This window comes from Rhodanobacter sp. MP1X3 (assembly GCF_014207165.1).
Lineage (GTDB): Bacteria > Pseudomonadota > Gammaproteobacteria > Xanthomonadales > Rhodanobacteraceae > Rhodanobacter.
Genome location: NZ_JACHCO010000001.1, coordinates 1,324,550 through 1,347,519 on the forward strand (window position 1 = coordinate 1,324,550; position 22,970 = coordinate 1,347,519).

A 22,970-nucleotide genomic window follows, 5' to 3' on the forward strand; every position below is an offset into this window, starting at 1 on the left:
CGATTGTTGCGCTTCGGATGAATGGCCATCACATGTCTCCCTCGGGTGCGGCCATGGTAGGCCGGACATCGAGCGAAGGCACATCGGTGCATACGTATTCATGCTGGCGTACGTCGCTTTGTGTTCTCAAGCGCGATTCACCCAGTCATCAGCGAGCGGGCCAACCATAATGCGAAGCGGCCCGTCGAGGAGGCGTTGATTCGATCAGGCATGCAGGGCACTCTGCTGCAGTCGGCTGTCTTCTACGTCCCATGGCATTCCGTCGTCGAGCGGAGCTGCGTCATAGCCGTATATCCATTGTATTCGTCATCCCCTGCCACTCACAGGAGTACACATGTCCCAGCACCCGGACCAACCAGACCATCTCCATCGCAGCCTGTCGAACCGCCACTTGCAGCTGATCGCCATCGGCGGCGCCATCGGCACCGGGTTATTCATGGGGTCGGGAAAGACGATCAGCTTGGCCGGCCCCTCGATTCTCCTGGTGTACCTGATCATCGGTGGCATGCTGTTCTTCGTCATGCGCGCGATGGGCGAGCTATTACTTTCCGACCTTTCGTACAAATCCTTCATCGACTTCTCCACGGACCTACTGGGTCCCTGGGCAGGTTTCTTCTGCGGTTGGACCTACTGGTTCTGCTGGATCATCACCGCCATCGCCGATGTCATCGCGATCGCGTCCTATGCTCAGTTTTGGTTCCCGGGAATGGCGCCATGGATCCCGGCGGTGCTTTGCGTCTGCCTGCTGCTGGTGCTGAACCTCGCAACCGTCAGGCTCTTCGGTGAGATGGAATTCTGGTTCGCGCTGATCAAGATCATCGCCATCAGCGCGTTGATCGTGACAGGCCTGGGTCTCGTGGCTTACGGCTTTACTTCGCCCAGCGGACACCGGGCCAGCTTCGCCAACCTCTGGAACGATGGCGGTCTTTTCCCCATGGGTCTCGGCGGCTTCTTCGCCGGTTTCCAGATCGCGGTGTTCGCTTTCGTCGGAATTGAGTTGGTGGGTACTACGGCGGCAGAAACGGCAGACCCCCAGCGCAACTTGCCCAAGGCGATCAATTCGATTCCGGTGCGAATCATGCTTTTCTACGTGCTCGCACTGATCGCAATCATGGCCGTAACGCCCTGGCGTCAGGTGGTGCCGGGCAAGAGTCCGTTCGTGGAGCTCTTCGTGCTTGCGGGCATTCCTGCCGCTGCAAGCCTGATCAACTTCGTCGTGTTGACCTCGGCTACCTCGTCAGCCAACAGCGGCATATTTTCCACCAGCCGAATGCTCTACGGCCTGGCTGCAGAGAATCACGCGCCGAAGGCATTCGCGCGCCTGTCGCAGGCATCCGTGCCTTCCCGGGGATTAATTTTTTCGTGCGTTTGCCTGCTGGTAGGCGCCATGCTCGTCTATGTGATCCCCAACCTGGTCACCGTGTTTACGCTGGTGACCACGCTTGCCGCCGTGCTCTTCATGTTTGTGTGGTCGCTGATCCTCTGCGCTTACATTGCTTACCGTCGCAAGCGTCCCGCTCTGCATGCAGAGTCCGCGTACAAGATGCCCGGCGGCGTATTCATGTGCTACGTGTGCCTGGCCTTCTTTGCTTTCGTCGTCGTCCTGCTTACGCTACAGGCCGATACCCGACAGGCATTGCTGGCGAGCCCCGTGTGGTTCCTCTTGTTGGCAGCGGGCTACTTGCTGAAGCGCCGGTCGGTGTCGTGACCGATATTTGAAAAGTATGGGGACGATGCGCTAAGTACTCGCGATAACCGTGCTCAGCGCATCGAACCCGTTCAGGCTCCAAGGCATCATGCGGTGCGCAGGTTTGAATCCTCCTGCATATGCTCCGACGCTTGTCCCTGCGTGCGGATCACCTTGTGGATGAAGCGCAGCTTGTCGATGACTGGCGACGCCAGTGCGAACGGATAGCCGTCTGGCGTGCCCATGCTGCGGTTGAGGCTGTTGAGTACGTAGGTCAGCGGAAACCAGCGCTCGATCATTTCACTGAAGGAGCGTGTCACCGTATCCACCGGTTCGACCTGCAGCGAGGGTTCGCTAGGGTTCGACGGCGCCAGCATCAGGCCGCAGGCGCTGGCGGTTTCCAGGGTGTCGACCATGTGCATGTAGTGCGCCCAGGTTTCGGCCCAATCCTCGAAGGGATGCATCGTGGCGTAGGCGCTGATATACGACCCCGCCCAGTTGGCCGGTGGGCCTTGCTTGTAATGACGCTCGATCTCTTCGCCGTAGTCGATGCGCTCGTCGCCGAAAACTACGCGGCACTCGTCCATCAGCTGACCTTCCTGCATCAGGCGCATGAAGTAGTAGTGGCCGATCTCGTGACGGAAATGACCGAGCAGGGTGCGATACGGTTCGTGCAGCCGCGTGCGTGTGCGCTCGCGATAAGCGTCGTCCGCCTCGGCGATATTGAGCGTGATCAGGCCGTCGGAGTGGCCGGTGTGTACTGGAGGTTCGCCTTGCTGGTTTTCCAGAAATTCAAAGGCGAGGCCGGTTTCCGGATTTTCTTCGCGTGACTCGATCGGCAGGTCGAGATGGCTGAGCGTGTAGAGCAGGCGGCGCTTGGCGCGCTCGAGCCTGTACCAGTATTCGCGATTTTCGTCGGACGACAAGGTGGGAATGGTCAGCGTCAGCCGGCATGACTTGCACAGTGCTTCGGGATCGTCCGTCGGGATCATCCGGTTGCAGACGTGTTCGGCGATGTAGTTCTGGCACTGCTTGTAGCTGCGGCCATTCGTGCGCGCATCCAGGCTGCGCCAGAAGCCGTTGTTGTCCGGCTCGAACGCGCTGACGTCGTCCAGATCGTAGACATAGCCGAGCATATGGCCGCAGCGCTCGCACAATACGTTTTCGAAAAATACCTGCTGGTTGCAGCTGTTGCAGTGGAACGTTTTCATGAAGTTTGAGTACCCCTTTGGCCGCGTCCGGGCGAACCTTCATCCAGTCCAGTTTGTCGGCAGTCGCGCATGCTGCCAGTGAACTGCTGCGCCGACTTCGTTCACCGCTCGCCGTTCCAGGGCGAACGGACTGATGGCCTCGTCAAATCCGCCCGAATCGAGGCTGCGGTCGATAGGCTTGTGAGGTTTGGAAACGGATCACTGCGTCTGCCACTGCGCCAACGCGTCATTCGTTGCACCATCCAGCGGCAGTTCGTCCAAAGGCAGCATGGTGACGCTGACTTTCAACTCCTGTTCGCCGCCGCCGAGGATCACCCCGCGCAGCGGTGAGACGTCGCCGAAGTCGCGGCCCCAGGCGAGCGTGACGTGTTGGCTCCCGGGCAGCAGGTTGTTGGTGGGATCGGCGTCGAGCCAGCGGTTTTCGTCTTCGCCGGGGCACCATACGGATACCCAGGCGTGCGAGGCATCGGCGCCGATCAGTCGCTGTTGCCCTGGCGGCGGCGTGGTGAGGATATAGCCGCTGACGTATCGAGCCGCCAGACCGATCGAGCGCAGGCACGACACCATCACATGGGCGAAGTCCTGGCACACGCCACGGCGTCGGGTGAGCACGTCGGAAACCGGCGTAGCGACGGTGGTGGCTTCGGGGTCGAACTTGAAATCCCGGTGGATCTTTCCATTCAGCGCGATCACGCCATCCAATAGTGACCGGCCAGGTGGGAAACAGTCTGCCGCATAGATCGCGAAGCGGCGCTTGATCCGCCCATACGGCGAGCCAAAGCGATACTGCAAGGCGGCGAGGGTGATTGGTGAAGGCGCTACGCCGGCATGGTAGTGCAGGCGATTGCGCACGCCTTCCCAGGCGGGCGTCTCGGCGAACGTGGATGGCTCTGGCGAAAACACCTCGACGATACTTTCCGTACGTACCCACAGCTCGTCGTGCGGCGCCTCGAATGCCATCATCGCGGCGATATTGCCGAAGGCATCCTGATGTTCGAGTTGAAAGCTCGGTTCCGGAATGACCTGCCGGCGATGCTCCAGGCACTGCTGCCGTGGCAGTTCGCGCGGCGTCAGGTGCAGCAGCTGGCGCGACAGCGCCACCGGCGCGTCGTACTGATAATGCGTGTCGTGAGTAACCCTGTAACGTGCCATGTGTGAACGATAGCAGCCTCTCAGGCAGCCAGCGTCTGCCGGCTGAGTTCGCCGACGTGGGTGAAGTGGCGCGCGGCCAGTACATCGGACAATTCGCGCGCTGCGTGCACCGTTCGCTCGAGCAGTTCGGCCAGCGCGAGATAGACGTTTGCCTCAGGCCGCTCCAGCGTAGCCAGATCGAAGTCCGTGTATTGCTGCAGCACGGCCTGCAGCTCGTCGGCGAGTGCGTGATGGTTACCGCCGAGATCAGCAGACAACTCACCGAGGTGGATCAGCAGCTGGCGCAGCTGAAACACCACGCCGTGGGGGTTGGTGTCATCGAACACCACCAGGTCGAGCATCGGCAGCAGCTCGGCCTGCGCGCGGTAGCGGCTGCGATAGGTGATGCTGCTGTCGGCCACTTCCAGCAGCCAGTCCAGGCTATGCCAGCCCTGATCCAGCCCATGATGCAGAAAACACGCTGTAGCCGATGCCATGAAGGCCAGCCGCTCCAGATGACGGCCGATCATCAGGAAGCGCCAGCCGTTGTCACGCGTCATGCCATCCATCGCGAAGCCCGACAGGCCCACACCGAGAATCAGGCTGCTGTCGAGATAGTCCAGCGTTGCGCCGAGGCCGGATTTCTTGCGTGTTTCGATCGTCGGTGGATGTGGCAGATGATTGAGCACCAGCCAGTTGTCCAGCGACAGATGCTCGCGAATCTGCGTGCCGGTCCAGGCCAGGTGACGTAGGTTGGCGGTCAGGCTTTCGACGCGCTTCTCATCGCAGATAGCAGTCCAGATGGCATCTTCGGGTGTCGGCTCTGGCTCGTCTTTTTCCGGCGCCGAGAAAAGGCCCAGTTCCTTGCACAGCAGCAGCGCTGATGCGCGCGCGGCCGGTGCACCCGTATCCGTGAATCGCGTGAGCGTGATGCGCAGCAGTCGCGCGCTGTCGTCGCAGCGACTGGTGTAGCGACCAAACCAGAACAGGTTTTCCACTACGCGCGATGAAAGATTGGACGGACTACGCACCAAATTGCGCGCGGTAATCGTGTTGGCCAGCAGGCTGAAGTGACTGACCGCGACTTCGGATAGTACCCATGTGTCCTTGCTGCCGCCGCCGCGCTGCATGCTGATCATCTGCGCCACCGGCGTGCCGGCCACGCGCGCCAGACCACCGGGCATCACTGTGTAGCCCCCCTCGGTGTTCGCCGTGGCATACATGCGCAGGCCGACCGGCCGCGCGGCCAGATGATGTTCGTGCGAAATCACTGGCACCTGCGATAGCCGCACGATTTCCTGTGCCACCCATGCGCGCGGCTGCTTGCGCAGGCGCAGGATCAGCGCCGCGCGTGCCTTGCCGCGCATATCGCGCCCCAGCATCGGCCGATGCGTGGTCGAAGGGTAGGCCGGTTTGATCACCAGCTCGTCCAGATGCTCGATCACATAATCCAGTGCCGACGGCTCGCCGCACCACCAGCTGGCCACTGCCGGCATCGCCAACGGCTCGCCCAGCAGGCGCTCGCAGACACGGGGCAAAAATGCGGCGATCGCGCCCGATTCCACCAGCCCGCTGCCTGGCGTGTTGGCGATCAGCACGCGAGCGGCACGCGCGACCTGCAGCAGACCGGGTACGCCCAGCGCGGAGTCGCCACGCAACTCCAGTGGATCGCAGTAGTCGTCGTCAAGTCGGCGCAGAATCGCGTGCACGCGCTGCAGGCCGGTCAGTGTTTTCAGATATACCGTCTCGCCACGCACGGTGAGATCCTGACCTTCGACCAGCGGAAAGCCGAGGTAGCGCGCGAGGTAGGCGTGCTCGAAATAGGTTTCGTTGAACGGACCGGGTGTCAGCAACACGGTCAGCGGCGTCTCGCCCTCGTCATGCGGTGCATACTGGTTGAGGTTTTGCCGTAGCGCGCGGAAAAATTCGGCGAGATGCTGCACCTTCAGATCGCGAAACAGCTCGGGAAATGCGTGTGAGACGATCAGCCGGTTTTCCAGTGCGTAACCCGCCCCCGAAGGCGCCTGTGCGCGATCGCCGATCACCCACCACTGGCCATCGGCGGAGCGTGCCAGATCCACCGCGTAAAGATGCAGAAAGCGGCCGCCCGGTGGCTTCAGTCCACGGCACGGCCACAGGAAATCGGGGTGCCCGTAAACCGTTGCTGGTGGTATCAGCCCTTCGGCCAGCAGCGCCTGTGGGCCATACAGATCGGCCAGCACGGCATCCAGTAGTCGTGCACGTTGGGCAACGGCAGTAGCGAGGCCGGACCATTCGCTGGCCGGTAGCAGCAATGGCAGCGGGTCGAGATCCCACGGCCGCGCGGCGCCCTGGGTCGATGCATACATGTTGTACGTAACGCCGTTCTCCAGCACCTGGCTACGCACAAACTCCTGCCGCTGGCGCATCTGGGCCGCGGTGGTCTCGCGCAGATGCGTCAACAGCGGTCGCCAGTGCGGTCGCGACACGCCATTGGCGTCAAGCATCTCGTCATAGCGATCGCGATGCGGCTGGTAGGCGTCGGTGTTCATCAATGCCATGAAGGAAACGTATGGCCTGCAGTCTAAAGAAACTTGGGGAAAGTGACAGCAGGTGATGCGGTCTGCGAGGTTAATTAACGCTATCTATCGGGGTTCTGCTCCTGGCTCTCGCCAGCTTTCCACCATTTGTCGCACGACAGGCACGGTAGATCGCATCGAGCTGGTACTCGACCCATCGAAGGCGCTCCAATCACGAAACCTTCCTTGTGGCCGAGACGAACGTGAAAAATTATAGATCCGCCTTTTTTTGCCTTACGGCAGTGCTCGTTGCACCGAGCCATGCCACTGCTCCCAGGTCAGACGTCCAGAAAGTCGTGGACGCTTTCCAAACAGCCATCGTCGCGCACGACGGAACCGGCCTGGCTGCAATGTTCTTGCCGGAACGTGGAGCTTGGCTCTCACTGATGGATGAGCTTAGCTACAGAGAAGTGAAGGTCCGGCGTCCAGAGCTTCCCCGTATTCAGTTCGATAACTTCAAAACGTTCTGCAATTTTGTTGGCAAGACCGATAAGCGCATTGAGGAGAAATTCTCAAACGTGCGGATCGATGCGAATGACACGGTGGCCATGGTCTACTTCAATTACGTGTTTCTCGTCGACGGGATCCCTACCAATCATGGCGATGAAACTTGGCAACTGGTCCGTACGGAAGCAGGCTGGAAAATCAGTTCCATGTTGTATTCCGTGACGCTCGATGAGGTGCCAACGTTATGAGGATTTTCGGGATCACATGGATAATCGTTTTGTTCGGCAGCTTAACGGGGCGTGTCGATGCATCGTGCCAGGCTTTCAACGGTTCGACGTCGCCGACACGGGTAGTGGACGAACAGTTTGCGGCATTCAACGCGCACGATCTCAAAGCGTTTTCCAGCTGCTATGCGGACGATGTCTCGATGATTGACCTAAGCGGTCGGCGTCCGCCTATTGAGGGGCTCACTGCGCTTAGGCGGACGTTTGCGTACCTGCCAACGTACCAACCCGGCGTTGGCGTGCGAATCGTCAGACGAATAGCAACAGGAAACCTGATTGTGGATCAAGAACATCCAGTAGGACCAGGAACAGGCACAGCTTTGCCTGATCTGATCGCGGTTTACGAAGTACAGGATGGCAGAATACGTCGTGTCTGGTTCCCCCCACCTAATTGAAGCAGTAATGGGAAATACCAATTTCATAAAATCAAGCAACGTTTTGGGTATGGCTAGCCGACATAAGGTGCCCTTCTTGCTTCCCGTGCTTGCCGGCATGCCGATCATTCTTTGCATGGGGATCATGGGGCTGCCTGAACTAGCGTTTGCACACGCAGCAGGCTACCGCGTCTTTTTTGCTGCGGCCTATGTCGCGTGGAGCTTTCCACTGACTGCGTTTCAGCGCGCGCTATGGCGGCGAATATCGCCCTTGGCGATGACTCTGGTGCTGCTTCTGACGACTTACCTTTTTTCCGTAATCAATAACGTCGGCGCGCAAGCATTGGCATTGCACTGGGGCCAGTCCCAGCTATTTTCCTGGAGTCGCAACTTGCGGGGTCTGGATGGTTGCTGGCTGGCGATGATTGCTTTTTGTGCAATCCACGCAGTGGTCGCCTATTACTTTGAACTGCAAACGGCGCAGGATCGGCTTCGCGATGCTGAAGGATTGGCGCGCGATGCAGAACTGAGGGCCTTGCGATATCAGCTTCACCCTCACTTTCTTTACAACACGCTAAACGCAATCTCTTCGTTGGTTCTTGAGCGCCGTTCAGACGAGGCGGTCCGGATGATCGCCAGCCTTGGTGAGCTTCTCCGGGCTACACTGGATAGCAGTAATACGCATGAAGTGACACTCGCTGAGGAGCTGGCAACGACCGAGCTATATCTCGAGATCGAAAAGGTTCGATTTGGAAAGCGACTTTTGGTAGATGTTCGAGTCGGGCCAGATGCTCTTGGCGCTCTTGTTCCCAGTTTGTTGTTGCAACCCTTGGTGGAAAATGCGATCCGTCACGGAATTGCTCTAAGGCGCGTGCCCGGACGCCTTGACCTCCATATAACGCGCGATGGTGATCGGTTGCGTCTAACGTTGTACAACGATGGCAATCCACCCGAGAACATAATAGAGAGCCGTACATCGGGAGTTGGATTGCGTAATACGCGTGAGCGCCTGAAGAAGCTGTATCCGGAAGGTCATTCCATCGATTTGCGGTTAAATGAAGCTGGTGGCTGCACTATCGAAATGATCTTGCCATTCCGTCATATGGAACCTGCCCGGATAGCGGCCTGATGCATGTACTCATCGTCGACGACGAACCGTTAGCTCGGAGAGGTATTCGAACGAGGCTGGCTCGCCATGCGGACGTAGTTTGCATCGACGAATGTCGCGATGGTGAAGAGGCGCTCACCATATTGCTTGAAAGAGATGTGGATGTCGCATTCATGGATGTAGAGATGCCGGGACTCAGTGGCCTGGAAGTGTTGCATCGTCTTCCTGTTACAAGACGTCCGCCAACGATCTTGCTGACTGCATACGACCACTACGCTGTGCGTGCGTTCGAGGTAAACGTACTCGATTATCTACTCAAACCCATCGACGATTCACGTTTCGACGATGCGCTAGCCCGTGCACGCTCTGTATTTAATCTGCGCAGCAACGCGCAAACAATTGATGTGGATCACGCCAAGCGATTTATTGCACGCGTTGGCCGCCGAGATATCGTCGTTGGTGTTGATACGATTGAATGGATAGAAGCCAGTGGAGACTACGTTGGTCTTCACGTCGGACAGAAAACCCATCTTCTTCGCGAAACTATGCATGAGATTGGACGGTCTCTGGACCCGCGAAAATTCATTCGTATCCATCGATCAACGATCGTGCGTATCGACAGGGTCGCCGAATTGGAGGCTCTGTCCAACAGTGACTGTATCGTACGACTGCTAGACGGCAAGATTCTGCGGGCAAGTCGGAGTTACGTTAGTGCACTGAGGTTAGCTTTGGCTCAAGGGGCGCATGAGTAAAAATTTTTGTCGATGTGGAGCGTTTTGACGATGCTGGTTCTAAATGTTTAAGGCAGCTGCATTTGATATGTCGATGGTGCAACGCTACGGACTTTGATGCGTCGGCGACCGGGGCGTGGCGCGAGAGTAGCGAGCGGATCTGCGCTGAGTTGGTTTGTTTCGATCTTGTATTGAGATAGATGCCGACTCCCGTCGAGACTTAGTCATCGCGTCACGAACAAGCCTATGGTCAGGACGATGCCGATTATCACGATAAGGATACGCAGCAGCTTCTCTGGCACGCGTCGCAGTAGCCATGCGCCAAGGAGTCCACCGAGGATGGCGCCTGCGGCCAGAAGCAAGGCAGGCATCCATACCAGCGATGGAGAGAAAAGAAAGACCAGCAGCGAGGTGGTGTTAATCACGGCAGCGAGCGCATTTTTTGTCGCCGAAGCTGGCCGCGCTGAAAGACCCATCAGCCCGAGCGAGGCCACCGTCATGAAACCCAGGCCGCCGCCGAAGTAACCGCCGTAAATCGATATGGCGCTCTGGAGGACGACCGCTACCGCGGTCGGTGCCGGCTTCCTTTTCTCCTTCGTGCTGCCGCGGCCAAAGGCCGACCAGGCAAACAGGCTGGTAGCGAACAGGATGAGCCAAGGCAGCATGGATTTGAACGTGTTGCTTGGCGTCCACAGCAGAAGCAGGGCGCCGAGCAGTCCTCCACTGGCACCAAGCACGCACATCATCTTGAATGACAGCGTTTCCGCATCGGCGATCAATCGCCGGCCGGCATAACCTGTGGCAACCTGACCCGGATAGAGCGCCACTGACGAGGTGATGTTGGCGGACCGTGCATCGAGGCCTGCAAGCATCAAGGCGGGAATGGTGATGAACGATCCGCCGCCGGCTAACGCGTTCTGCGCGCCGGCCCAGAGGCCGGCGATGAAAAGCAGTCCGAGGGTGGTCGCGGTCATGGCCTAAAGCATAAGCGAGGCGGTATTCGCTGTTCGATCGTCAAGGCCCAGGCGCTCCGATTATTTCGTCAAACGATACGGCTGGCTCGACACAAAGTCCTTTGCTGGAATAGTCCTACCGCCGCAGATCCAGCGTAAACGGGAAATTCGGATTGCGATCGGCTGGCTGCGCACCAATGCGACCCGGCGTATGACCGATGCGGAAGAAGCGGGTGAGGCGGCGGCTTTCGGCGGCATAGGCGTTGACCGGGAAATCGTCGTAGCTGCGGCCGCCGGGGTGCGAGACGTGGTACTGGCAGCCGCCCATGCTGCGGTCCATCCAGGTGTCGACCAGGTCGAATACCAGCGGTGCGTCGGCCGGGATGGTGGGATGCAAACTGGTCGGCGGCTGCCAGGCCTTGTAGCGCACGCCGGCAACGAATTCGCCGATGTCGCCGGTGGGCGATAGCGGCAGGCTGCGGCCGTTGCAGGTGATTACGTAGCGATCGCCGACCATGCCACGCACTTTGACCTGCATGCGTTCGACCGAGGCGTCGACGTAGCGCACGTTGCCGCCGGCCGAGCCCTCTTCGCCAAGCACGTGCCACGGCTCCAGCGCGTGACGCAGCTCCACGTCGACGCCGAGGCTGGCGAAGTCGCCGACCTTGGGGAAGCGGAATTCGAAGTGCGGTGCGAACCATGCCAAGTCGATCGGATAGCCGGCGTTACGGGTTTCCTCGAGCACGTCGGCCAGGTCTTGCTTGACGAAGTGCGGCAGCATGAAGCGGTCATGCAACTCGGTGCCCCAGCGCATCAGTCGCGGTGGTGCGTAGGGTTCTTTCCAGAAGCGCGCGATCAGTGCGCGGATCAACAGTTGCTGGGCGAGCGACATGTGTGCGTGCGGCGGCATTTCGAAGGCGCGCATTTCCAGCAGGCCGAGACGGCCGGTGGCGCTGTCGGGTGAATACAGCTTGTCGATGCAGAACTCGGCGCGATGGGTGTTGCCGGTGACGTCGATCAGCAGATTGCGCAGCAGGCGATCGACGACCCACGGCTCGATATCACCGCCGGGCGAGGGCATTTGCCGGAAGGCGATTTCCAGTTCGTAGATCGAATCGTTGCGCGCTTCATCAATGCGCGGTGCCTGGCTGGTCGGTCCGATGAACAGGCCGGAAAACAGGAACGACAGCGATGGGTGGTTGTTCCAGTACGAGATCAGGCTGCGCAACAAATCGGGTCGGCGCAGGAACGGCGAGTCCAGCGTCTGCGCGGCGCCCAGGGTGAAGTGGTTGCCGCCGCCAGTGCCGGTGTGTCGACCGTCGAGCATGAACTTCTCGGTGATCAGCCGCGTTTCGCGCGCAGTGTCGTACAAATGCGTGGTGCGCTCGACCAGATCGTCCCAGCCGGTAGCCGGATGGATGTTCACTTCGATCACGCCCGGGTCCGGCGTGACGCGGAACTGGTTGATGCGCGGGTCGCGCGGTGGCTCATAGCCTTCCAGTATCACCGGCGTTTTCAGTGCAGCGGCAGTGGCTTCGATCGCGGCGACGATCGCCACGTAATCGTCCAGCTCATCGGTGGGCGGCATGAACAGATAAAGGATGCCGTCGCGCGCTTCGGCGCACAGCGCGCGGCGGGCGATGTTGTCGGCCGATTCACCGACCGCTGGTGGCGCGTCTTCAGTGGCGGTGACATGGCCACTCAATGCGACGCCGCTCTCGATCGGCAGCAGCTGCTTTTTCAGCGCTTTGGCACTCGGCAGTTTGAGCACGGGGCGAGAAGGGTCGGGCGGAATGACAAACGGGAAATCGATTTTCCTCACCCACGGCTGCGAATCCAGCGGCAGGCGATAGCCCAGCGGCGAATCGCCGGGCACCAGATAGCAATGTTCGCTGCGCAGATACCAAGGACTGCTTTTCCACTGGCCGTCGCTATTGCGCGAAACGGGCAGCACGTGGCCGACGACCTTATTTAGCCCTTGCCCAAATACCTTGGCCAGACGCTTGCGCTCCAGTGCATCGTCGAGCTTGGAGTCGATGGGGTCGACATTGATCGGCAGCTGACGTTCGCGCCACAGGTAATAGAAGCTGTCCTCGTACGCGGGGAACACATGGTCGGGCTGCACGCCCAGCGCCTTGGCCACACCGTGCAGAAAGCGCTCGGCCAGAGCCGTATCGGCCTTGCCGGGCTTGCGCTCGTCGGCATGCAGCGATGGATCGCTCCACAGCGGCTCGCCGTCGCGGCGCCAGAAACAGTTGAGCGACCAGCGCGGCAACTGCTCGCCCGGATACCACTTGCCCTGGCCGAAATGCACCATGCCATGCGGCGCGTACTTGTCGCGCAGCTTGTGGAATAGCTCGCCGGCCAGCTTGCGCTTGGTCGGGCCTAGCGCGGCGATGTTCCACTCGGCGCCATCGGGATCGTCCATCGCCACGAAGGTCGGCTCGCCGCCCATGGTCAGGCGCACGTCGAGTTTTCCCAGATCGTCGTCGATGCGATGGCCGAGCGATTCGATCGTCTGCCACTGCTCTTCGGTATAGGGCTTGGTGACGCGCGGCGCCTCCCATACGCGTTCGATCCGCATGATGTGCTCGAACTCGACCTCGCTCTCGTCAACACCGCCGCTGATCGGTGCGGCCGAGGCGGGTTCGGGTGTAGCTGCCAGCGGAATATGACCTTCGCCGGCAAACAGGCCCGAGGTCGGGTCCAGACCGATCCAGCCTGCGCCAGGCAGGTAGACCTCGCACCAGGCGTGCAGGTCGGTGAAGTCGACCGTGGTGCCCGATGGGCCATCCAGCGATTTGACGTCGGGCACCAGCTGGATCAGATAACCGGAGACGAAGCGTGCGGCCAGCCCGAGATGGCGCAGCAATTGCACCAGCAGCCAAGCCGAATCGCGGCAGGAACCCGAGCCGTTAGTGAGGGTTTCTTCTGGCGTTTGCACGCCGGGTTCCATGCGGATCAGGTAGCTGACGTCGCCCTGGACCATCTGGTTCAGCGCGACCAGAAAATCCACACTGCGCAGTGGTTCGCGCGGCACCTTGGCCAGATAGCGCTCGAACAGCGGCGTCATCGGCAGCGTCTTGAGGTACGGCGCCAGCTCCTCGTTCTGTTCCGGGTCGTACGGGAACGGAATGGTCTCGGCGTAGGGCTCGAGAAAAAAGTCGAACGGGTTGATCACCGACAGCTCGGCGACCAGATCGACCTCGATGCGCAACTCGCGCGTCGGCTCGGGGAACACCAGCCGCGCCAGCCAGTTGCCTTGCGGATCCTGCTGCCAGTTCACGAAGTGCTTGGCCGGATCGACCTTCAGCGAATAGCTGAGGATCGGCGTGCGGCTGTGCGGGGCAGGGCGGAGCCGCACTACCTGCGGCCCGAGCTTCACCGAACGGTCGTAGCGGTAATGCGTGATGTGGGTCAGGGCGACATGGATCGACATGGGATCTCGATAGGCGTGGTGGGGACTGAAGGAGGCCCGCGCGGAATGATTTTCTGATGCAGCCGAATCTGTAGATCGCGACCCGACGTTGCCAAGGCTGAGTCATTGCCAGCCCGGCATCGGGTCATCGGTTTGGTTACCTTACTGGTCATCGTGTGAGCAGACTATCGCGGTGCGTTCCGCGCATTCGTCCGCCCAGTCCGACACAACAAGTCGATGCGCAATGTTGTTGTACCAAGAGGTCGTGTCAGCAGCAACCGTAATTGCGTTGGACCACGGACGAACGGGGAATGCGCGGCACGTATTTCCGCTACGCTCAACACGCTTGCGCGCCGGCTGGCGCATCCTGGGGTGAGTGATGAACAGCACCGATATTTTCCTGATCGCGATGACGATCATCTTCGGCGTGCCGTACCTGATCTGGCGGCTGGGCCGCTTGGATTACTACGCACCGCTGGTGGTGGTGCAGATCATCACCGGCATCCTGCTGGGGCCGGGCATTCTCGGCGCGGCGTTTCCCGCCTACTACGCGGCGGTATTCAGTCCGCCGGTGATTCAGGCGCTCAACGGCATCGCGTGGTGGGCGGTGATGGTGTTTGTGTGGATAGCTGGCATCGAGCTGGACTTGAAGCAGGTATGGGTACAGCGACGCGAGTGCGGTATTACCGCCGGCCTAGCGCTGGGCGTGCCGCTGATCTTTGGTAGCGCGGCGGCTGCCGGGCTGCTGGTTTGGCGCGAGGGCTGGATCGGCGAAGCCGCGGCGCCGTGGCAGTTTCTGCTGGGTGTCGGCATGGCCTGTGCGGTGACGGCGCTGCCTATCCTGCTGCTGCTGATGGAAAAACTGGAAATCATGCGCGCGCCGTTGGGACAGCGCGTGTTGCGTTACGCCAGCCTGGATGACCTCGCGATCTGGGGCGTGCTGGCGCTGATCCTGCTCGACTGGCATCGGGTCGGCCTGCAGCTGTTGTTTCTGCTGCTATTTGCGCCGGCCGCCTGGTTATTCCGCAGGCTGATGCAATGGATGCCGGAATCGGACCGTTGGTACGTCGGTTTGATCTGGCTGGCCGCCTGTGGTTTTGCGGCAGATCGCGCCGGCCTGCATTTCATGGTGGGTGCATTTTTATCCGGTGCGGTGATCGACCGGCAGTGGTTCAATCAGGAGCATATGGATCTGCTGCGCAGACACGTGCTGCTGGTGGTGATGCCAGTGTTCTTTTTGTCGACCGGGCTGCGCACCAACTGGACGGTGGGCGGCGGTGCCGTGTTCATCGCCGCCGCGCTCCTGCTGATTGCGGGCGTCGCCGGCAAGTTGACTGGCATCCATTTGGCCGGCCGTTGGCTGGGTTGGCCGAAGGGTGATGCGTGGATCATCGGCTGGCTGCTGCAAACCAAGGCGCTGATCATGATCATCTTCGTCAACATCCTGCTTGATCGCCACCTGATCACCAGCGCCACCTTTACCGCGCTGCTATTGATGGCTGTGGTCAGCACCATGTTGACTGTGCCGATGGTGAGCCCGCGGCTGGCGCGCGAGCGATCGCTGCCAGGTCGGTAACATCGTTTTGTAACTTTAATTGAGTCGCCATGACATACCGCCTGCCTAGCATTCGCAGGATGTTGCGTCGGGCCTGAGGGCCGGCGTTGTATGGCGGCCGTGCGTTGTGCCGGCCGCGTCATTGGAGGCCGCAAAATGTTGAAGTTAGAACCCGCGCGATCTTTCGTGCGGCCGTACCGTGCCCGGCTGCTCGCCGCCGCCATCGCCACCGCCTTGATAACCGCGCCATGGATTGCCACTAACGTGGGCGCGACCGAAGTGCTGGCGACGCCCGCCGATGTCACCCCGGCAGGCGTTGCGCCTGCAGCCGCTCCGACGGCTGCACAGGACGCCCCGGCATCCAGTTCCAGCGCGTCGGCCAAGCAGCTCGACTCGGTAGTCGTAAGCGCCAAGAGCACGCGCTCGGCGGTGTCGCTGACCGGCAAGGAAATCCAGAAAATCCAGCCCGGCGCCAGCCCGTTGAAAGCGATCCAGACCCTGCCTGGCGTGCTCTATCTCACGGCCGATCCGTGGGGCAACAACGAACAGAACACGCAGCTGTTCGTGCATGGTTTCAGCACGCAGCAGCTGGGCTACACGATGGATGGCGTACCGCTGGGCGATCAGCAGTACGGCAACTACAACGGTCTCTCGCCGCAGCGTGCGGTGATCAGCGAGGACGTCGGCTCGGTGACTCTGGCATCCGGTGCGGGCGACCTGTCGACAGCATCGACCTCCAATCTGGGCGGCACGGTCACCACGCTTTCCAGCGACCCAGCCAAGGAAGCGGGCCTCAAATTTGCACAAACCTTCGGCAGCTACTCGACCTCGCGCACGTATCTGCGCTATGACACCGGCAACTTCGGCGACGGCAACTCGGCCTATGGCTCCATCGTCAATCAGGACCAGCGCGCATGGGATTTCGCTGGTCATCAGCGCGGTGTGCAGGCTGACGGCAAATTCGTCCATGACGACAGCAATGGCAAGCTCACCCTGTTTGCCGATTACTCGGACAAGGTCGAGCCAAACGAGGACAGCATTTATCACGGCACAGCTGCAGGCCAGGGCACGGTGCTGCCCTATACGCGTGCTTTCACTTATCCAAACTTTCCCTATGCGCTGGCCTACCTCGGTGCCAATGGCGCGCCGCCCGCGTCGGCGGGCAACAACTATCGCAACTACTACAGCGACGCCCAGCGCACCGATTATCTGACGTATGCCAAGTACGACTGGAAAATCAGTGACGGCGTCACCTGGTCCAACCAGATTTACTACCACCACAATGACGGCGTCGGTGTGGTCGCCGGTCCGATCCAGGTGGCCGGGTTGCCCGCATTATTCAGCGTTTACTACCCGGGTCAGAACCTCAAGCAGGTATTCGGCAATTCGGGTTACGCCACGCGCACGACCGAATACGACATCAACCGCCGCGGCTTTCTCTCCAGCGTGGACTGGGTGGCCGGCAACAACCAGCTTGATGCGGGCGTCTGGTATGAGCTGAATCGTTCGGGCCAGTACCGTCGCTGGTATGCGCTCGACGTCAACGATCCAACGTCGCCGTATCAGCGTCCCAACGACAGCCTGCAGCCGCTGATCACGCAGTACAACGTCGAGAATCGTACCCAGGTCGTGCAGCCGTACGTGTCCGATCAGTGGTTCATTACGCCGGAAATCACCCTGCAGGCCGGCTTCAAATCGAGCTTCCAGTTCGCCAATGGTCAGGTACCAACGCAGCCGCTACCGGGTTCGACCGTGGGTGTCACCCAGCTGCCGGTAGGCACGATCGATACGCGACAGAAGTTTCTGCCGCAGGTGGGTGCGACCTGGGATATCACCAGCCAGGATCAGCTATTCGCCAACGTGCAGAAAAACACGCGCCAGTTCATTACCTACGGTGCGGGTGGACTGTCACCGTGGAGCCTGGGTAGCCAGGCCGCGTTCGAGCAGTTCAAGCAGAACGTATCGCCGGAAACTTCATGGACCGAAGAGCTGGGCCTGCGTTCGCAGCATGATTTCAATTTCGGTCCGATCAGCGGTATAGACGGCCAGGTCAGCGTCTATCACGTCGACTTCTCCAACCGCCTGCTGTCGATCAGCCCGACGCCGGTGATTTCGTCCATCGTCGGTGGTGCGCCAATCATCGCCAACGTGGGCAGCGTGACGACCAACGGCGTGGATATCGCGGGCACGTTGCACTTTGGCGATCACTTCAGCTTTTACGATGCGCTGTCGTACAACCAGTCGCAGTACAACGACAACTATCTCAGCGGCACTACGGTCGTGCCGACCTCCGGCAAGAATGTGCCGGGCAGCCCGGAGTGGTTGAACAAGTTCATCCTCAGCGCGAACTACGGTGCGATCAGCGGCCAGCTGGTCGGTGACTATGTCGGCAAGGTCTATGCGACCTATACCAACGATTTGTCGGTGCCGAGCTACTTCCTGCTCAGCGCGCAGGCCAGCTATGCGATACCGGGTTCCTTCGGCATTCTGCACGACGCCAAGATCAGCTTGAACGTCAGCAACCTGCTACAGAAGAAGGGCACGTACGAGGTGGTGGTCGGAGCGGCATCGGGAACCTACAACACTTATCCGATTCCGCCACGGCAGTTTTTCGTGACGTTCTCGGCAAGCTTCTTTTAGGTCCCGCGGAATCGTTCAACCGCAAAGTGTGTCAGCGCAAACATGAAGGCCTCTCCCGATTTGGGAGAGGCCTTTTGTTTTGAACAGAGTTGCCGGCAACGATTTCAGCGCACGATCGCGCTGCTGTAGGGCGGCATCTGCAGCTGCCCCTGAGTTAATGTGATGCCTGGGTTGCTTTGCTCTTGCAAGGCACCGAAACGATGTCCCGTCGCATGCGTCACATCGACGGTCTGCGCTGTCCCCGAGAGGTTGTGTACCACCAGTACGCGGCTGTGTGCATCGCGCAGTTGCCACGCGACAATCTGTGGATTGGCCTGCGGCCAGTTGCTTAGTGTGCCGTCGCGCAATGCGCTGATCTGACGGCGCCAGCCGATCAACGTGATGTAGTACTTCAGCAGTGAATCGGTGTTGGTTTGCTCGGCATCTACCGAGATGTCGGGACCATCGCCAGCGCTGAAGGTTTTCCAGCGCGTTTCATCGGCGCCATGATCATCGCGATGCCAGCGCATCGGCTCGCGGATATTTTCGTCGGGCTTCTGCCCGCGCATGCCCAGTTCCTCGCCGTAATAGATGAAAGGATGGCCGGGCAGGGTCAGTAGCATCGCGGCGGCCATGCGCATGTGCTGCGCGTTGCCATCGAGCTGGCTCATCACTCGATCCTGATCGTGGTTGGACAGGAAAGGCGCATCGACGCCGGACTTTCCGGTCACTTTGCGATACGCGGTTTCGGTGCGATCGAGCAGTGCACCGAGATCGCCGGCGCGCTCGCTTTTGGCGCTGTCGATCAGCTGCTTGGCCAGTGGGAAATCGAATGCTGCGCTGAGCGGCTTGAAGTAGGGTGCGATTTCTTCGGCGCTGTCGCGCGCCACTTCGCCGACGACGTAGGCATCGGGTTTCACGGCATCGATACCGTGACGGAAATCCGACCACCAAGTGATGTTCTTGGCCAGGATTTTCGGATCGTTCTTCTGCGACTTGAGGTCGAAGTAGATGTGCTGGGCCGCGTCCAGCCGGAAACCATCCACGCCCTTGTCCAGCCAGAAACGACCGAGCTTGATCATCTCCTGACGCACGGCGGGGCTGTCGTAGTTGAGATCGGGCATCGCGCGGGTAAAAACGCCAAGGTAATGCTGGTCGCCGATAGCGTGCCATGCCGGTGTGTCGGTGGCGCTGATAGCGCCCAGGTCGGTTTGCGCATTCGACCAGCTGTACCAGTCGTGATACCGACTCTTTGGATCAACGGCTGACTTGAACCAGGGATGCTGGTCGCTGCTGTGGTTGATCACCAGGTCGATGATCACCGCGATACCGCGCTTGTGCGCTTCGCTCAACAGGTGCTGAAAATCGGCCGCCGTGCCGTACTGCGGATTGATGCCGTAGTAGTCGGTGATGTCGTAGCCGTGATAGCTCGGCGTCGGGTTGATCGGCATCAGCCAAAGGCCGCTCACGCCCAGCGATTTCAGGTAATCGAGTTTGGCCGTGATGCCATTGAGATCGCCTACGCCGTCACCGTTGCTGTCGGCGAATGCGCGCACGAAAATCTCGTAATAGACGCCGGACGATGGTTCGCCATGTGCCGCGACTGTCCGTGCATCGTGATGGGCTGGCGCTGATGGGGTATGCGCAAAACAAACCGGTGCGCCGAGCATGGTAGCGAACCATCCGGCGAGCATGCTGCGCAGAAAGGAGCGGTGCTTTGGCATATAACCTCCCGGGGACACTAGCGGATAGTGCTACAGCAAGCCGGAATCCGCCGAAAAAAAACCGGCCCCGAGGGGCAGAGCCCCAGGACCGGACGGGGAGAAGCAAAGCGGGCATCGTGAGAGAAGATGCCCGGCCTGGATTACAGCTTGAGGTTCAAACCCACGTAAGACGTACGACCGAAATACTGGATCGTGCCGGTCTGTTGGGGGTTGCCGCCGAAGTAGGTACGCGTCGGCTGGTTGCTCAGGTTGAGCAACTGATAGACCACGCTCAACTGCTTGGTGACGTTATACGACGCCTGGAAGTCGAACACCGTCTCCCCGGCGAAGGTCACCAGCTGGTTGGTTACTGAGAGCTGCGTATCGGAGAGGAACGCCGAACGGTAGTTGCCCGACAGACGTGCCGAGAACGGGCCGTAGTCGTAGAACACCGCCATGCTAGCCACGCGCTTGGACAGGCCCGGCAGGCCGACATAGGTGGTTGGGCCACCGAGGGTGGTCGGGTTACGCACCGTGCTCGAGGTGAGCGCGAAGTTGCCGTCCACACCCAGTCCGCTCCAGATACCCGGCAGGAAGTGCGTCTTCGAGCCGGACAGTTCGAGGCCTCGCACCAAGCCGCCCTTGGCGTTATAGGCTGTCTGGAATTCACCGTTCTGGTAGGGCACGCCGGTGGTCGGGTCGATCGGCACGGTGATGCCGGCCGCGGCGAAATCGTAGTTGTTGTAGGTGACTTGCTGGATGAACGACTTCACGTCCTTGAAGAACACACCTGCGGTGAGCGCGCCTGACGAATCGTCAAAATAGTGCTCGTAGTCGAGGTCGTACTGCGTGGCGCGCAGCGGGTTGAGCAGGGGGCTGGTACCGCCGTACACGTTGTACTGGCCGTTGGTTATATACGAGCCGGCACCGGCCAGCATCTGGTCGATCGGCGGGCGCGACAGCACCTTGGCGGCCGAGAAGCGCATCTGGTCGTCGTCGGTAAGGTGATAGATCAGATTCAGCGAAGGCAGGTAGTCGGTATAGGTCTTGCCGACGGTCAGCGGCGCGAAGTCGTCGCTGGTGTAGCCATTGCCATCGGTGATCGGAATGCCCGCGCCATTGCCCACCTGCTGCAGACCGTTGCTGTACTGCGACTGATGCGAGACGCGCACGCCGACGTTGCCGGTCAGTTCGTGGCCGAACACCTGGGCGTCGATGTCGGCCATGAAGAACAGGTCGTGGGTCTTCTCTTCGACTGTGCCGCTCTGGACGTACGTCCAGTTCTGGGTGTTGATGTCCTTCACCGGGTTGGCGGTGATGCCGTGCGCCGCCAGGATGGCCGGTGCATTGAGCGTCAGGAAGCACGGCAGGCCGGAGAACTGACCCTTCCAGCAGGTGACCTTGGCGTCAGCTGCCGGAATGCTCAGTGGCGGCTCGCCCGCCACCGGCGAGGTGTTCCACTCCGAACCGTAGACGTAAGCCTCGCGGTCGGCCTCGTAGTTGTGGTTGTTCAGATAGACACCAGCTTCCAGCGCCGACAGCCAGGAGCTGTCGGGCAGGTCGTACTTCACGCTGGTGCGGAATGCCTTCATCTTGTCGTGATAGATGTATGGGTACACGCCGTAACGCGATAACCCCATGTCGTTGAGGTTGGTGTACAGGCCAGGGTTGGCGAACGACGCCGTGCCGATGTTGCCACCCTTCAGCATGTACGTCACCGACTGCGGCATCAGCTGCGGATTGGCCGTGCCCAAGCCGCTGTACGGATCGGCCGTGGTATCCACGTTGATGTCGTTGCTGGTCGCGCGCGACAGTGAAACGTCGGCATCGACGTGCCAGCGGTCGTGATCCCACTTCATGTTCAGGCCACCGGAGAGCACATTGGTGGTGGTCGAGTAATTATCGGCGGTGGTCTCATTGGAGAACTGGTTGCCGCCAACGCCGGTCGGATTGCTGCTTACCGTGCCGCCGATCAGTGTACCCAGTGAGCTGAACACCGGGTTGGTGATCTGCGCGTTGTTGCCGTAGAAGTTCTGCGAGCGCAGGCCATAGCCGAACGACTCGTTGTCGAATTTGGAGTAGAAACCGTCGCCGGTGAACTTCAGCTCATCGGTGGGCTTCCACACGATGGTGGCGACTTCACCGGTACGACGCTCTTCGCCGCCGTTCTGCTGCAACTGAATGCCCTCGGGCAGGTAACCCGAGGGCGAGTTGGCGCTGGAGTTCATCTTGTAGACCGCGCCATCGGAAGCCTCGCCCACGAACTGCTCAGACACATGCGGCTGGTACATCTGCGCCACGCCCAGGCCAACACCCAGCGTATCGTCGAGGAACTTGCCTTGGTAGGCAGCGCTCAGGCGATAGCCAAGCGCGTTGGCACCAGACACGTCGTGCGCGGTGCCGTCGTAGCTGCCGCGTGCGTCGAGGTTGAGGTTCTGCTCCTTGGGAGCCTGCAGAGGATCGGCCGTCTGCATGGCAATGGTGCCGGCCACGCCGCCGGTGACCAGCGACGCCTGCGAGGACTTGTACACCGTGGCCATGTTGATCAGCTCGGACGGGTACTGGTCGAATTGGATGTAATTGCTGCCGCTGGTCGAGGGCTGCTCGCGACCATCAAGCGTGGTCTGGATGAAGTTGCCCGAGAGGCCGCGGATATTGATCTGCGATGCCTGGCCTGCGATGCGTTCGGCACTCACGCCAGGCAGGCGCGTCAGCGAGTCGGCGATTGACTGGTCCGGCAAGCCGCCGATGTCTGCAGACGTCACTACGTTCTGGATGGTGTCAGCATAACGCTGGATGTCGATTGCAGCCTCGGCGCCCTTGCTGTAGCCAGTGACCGTGATCGCGTCGAGGCTCTTGGCGAGTTTGTCTTTGCTGGTGTCTTTCTTTTTCGGATCACTGCTTGCCGGCCCACTGGCATCCTGCGGCGCGGATGCCTGGGCGGCCGGCGTTGCGGGTGTGTTGGCCGGCGCGGTGTTGTTATCGGTGGGCGTCGCCTTGACGGCAGCGGTGAAGCACATCCCGGCAGATATCAGCGCCACGGCCATCACGTTGCGTTTCAGTAGCATGTTCTCGTCTCCCCACGAAAATGTCGTTGTTGCTTGGACGCTTGCTACCCCATGCCTGTTTGCGATGGTGGCAGATTGCACTGGTTGGTGATCTCCAGCGGCGTGCCGGCATGGTAGGGCCGG

At 60.4% G+C, this 22,970-nt stretch carries 13 protein-coding genes; 6 read left to right on the top strand and 7 right to left on the bottom strand.

Features of this window, described 5'->3' with window-relative positions:
• Positions 1-334 precede the first annotated feature (334 nt).
• The gene (gene cycA, locus HDE79_RS05460) at positions 335-1,708 is read left to right on the top strand and encodes a D-serine/D-alanine/glycine transporter (protein WP_184600856.1); all 1,374 of its coding nucleotides are present in this window, start codon (positions 335-337) and stop codon (positions 1,706-1,708) included.
• An 86-nt stretch (positions 1,709-1,794) separates the two neighbouring features.
• Here the strand turns inward: cycA and HDE79_RS05465 are convergent, their stop codons facing one another.
• The 3 genes from HDE79_RS05465 to HDE79_RS05475 form a co-directional block, all read right to left on the bottom strand.
• Positions 1,795-2,898, bottom strand: coding sequence for a putative zinc-binding peptidase (locus HDE79_RS05465; protein WP_184600857.1), 1,104 nt, complete (start codon positions 2,896-2,898; stop codon positions 1,795-1,797).
• A 198-nt stretch (positions 2,899-3,096) separates the two neighbouring features.
• Positions 3,097-4,050: a transglutaminase family protein gene (locus HDE79_RS05470; RefSeq protein WP_184600858.1), complete on the bottom strand. Its 954-nt coding sequence runs from the start codon at positions 4,048-4,050 to the stop codon at positions 3,097-3,099.
• A 20-nt stretch (positions 4,051-4,070) separates the two neighbouring features.
• Positions 4,071-6,569, bottom strand: a complete 2,499-nt coding sequence (locus tag HDE79_RS05475; RefSeq protein ID WP_221440009.1) for a circularly permuted type 2 ATP-grasp protein — start codon at positions 6,567-6,569, stop codon at positions 4,071-4,073.
• Positions 6,570-6,883: 314 nt separating this feature from the next.
• Between HDE79_RS05475 and HDE79_RS05480 the strand changes: the two genes are divergently transcribed.
• From HDE79_RS05480 to HDE79_RS05495, 3 genes are all read left to right on the top strand, one after another.
• A complete protein-coding gene (locus HDE79_RS05480) occupies positions 6,884-7,282 on the top strand; it encodes a hypothetical protein (RefSeq protein ID WP_184600859.1) in 399 nt (132 codons plus the stop codon).
• Between the two features lie 390 nt (positions 7,283-7,672).
• The gene (locus HDE79_RS05490; protein ID WP_255488249.1) at positions 7,673-8,821 is read left to right on the top strand and encodes a histidine kinase; all 1,149 of its coding nucleotides are present in this window, start codon (positions 7,673-7,675) and stop codon (positions 8,819-8,821) included.
• Positions 8,821-9,552: a LytTR family DNA-binding domain-containing protein gene (locus tag HDE79_RS05495; RefSeq protein ID WP_184600862.1), complete on the top strand. Its 732-nt coding sequence runs from the start codon at positions 8,821-8,823 to the stop codon at positions 9,550-9,552. Before HDE79_RS05490 ends, HDE79_RS05495 begins: the two co-directional genes overlap by 1 nt.
• A 203-nt stretch (positions 9,553-9,755) precedes the next feature.
• Here HDE79_RS05495 and HDE79_RS05500 read toward each other — a convergent pair whose 3' ends face one another.
• Together HDE79_RS05500 and HDE79_RS05505 are read right to left on the bottom strand one after the other, a co-directional pair.
• Positions 9,756-10,505: a sulfite exporter TauE/SafE family protein gene (locus HDE79_RS05500; RefSeq protein ID WP_184600863.1), complete on the bottom strand. Its 750-nt coding sequence runs from the start codon at positions 10,503-10,505 to the stop codon at positions 9,756-9,758.
• A 115-nt stretch (positions 10,506-10,620) separates the two neighbouring features.
• A complete protein-coding gene (locus tag HDE79_RS05505; protein WP_184600864.1) occupies positions 10,621-13,923 on the bottom strand; it encodes a transglutaminase family protein in 3,303 nt (1,100 codons plus the stop codon).
• A 358-nt stretch (positions 13,924-14,281) separates the two neighbouring features.
• On the opposite strand from HDE79_RS05505, the gene HDE79_RS05510 reads away from it, so the two are divergent.
• Together HDE79_RS05510 and HDE79_RS05515 are read left to right on the top strand one after the other, a co-directional pair.
• On the top strand, positions 14,282-15,478 hold the full coding sequence (locus HDE79_RS05510; protein WP_184600865.1) for a cation:proton antiporter: 1,197 nt from the start codon (positions 14,282-14,284) through the stop codon (positions 15,476-15,478).
• Positions 15,479-15,613: 135 nt separating this feature from the next.
• On the top strand, positions 15,614-18,097 hold the full coding sequence (locus HDE79_RS05515) for a TonB-dependent receptor (protein WP_184600866.1): 2,484 nt from the start codon (positions 15,614-15,616) through the stop codon (positions 18,095-18,097).
• A gap of 104 nt (positions 18,098-18,201) precedes the next feature.
• On the opposite strand, the gene HDE79_RS05520 is transcribed toward HDE79_RS05515, so the two are convergent.
• On the bottom strand, positions 18,202-19,800 hold the full coding sequence (locus HDE79_RS05520; RefSeq protein ID WP_255488250.1) for an alpha-amylase family glycosyl hydrolase: 1,599 nt from the start codon (positions 19,798-19,800) through the stop codon (positions 18,202-18,204).
• Positions 19,801-19,940: 140 nt separating this feature from the next.
• The gene (locus tag HDE79_RS05525) at positions 19,941-22,847 is read right to left on the bottom strand and encodes a TonB-dependent receptor (protein WP_184600867.1); all 2,907 of its coding nucleotides are present in this window, start codon (positions 22,845-22,847) and stop codon (positions 19,941-19,943) included.
• Positions 22,848-22,970: the final 123 nt, after the last annotated feature.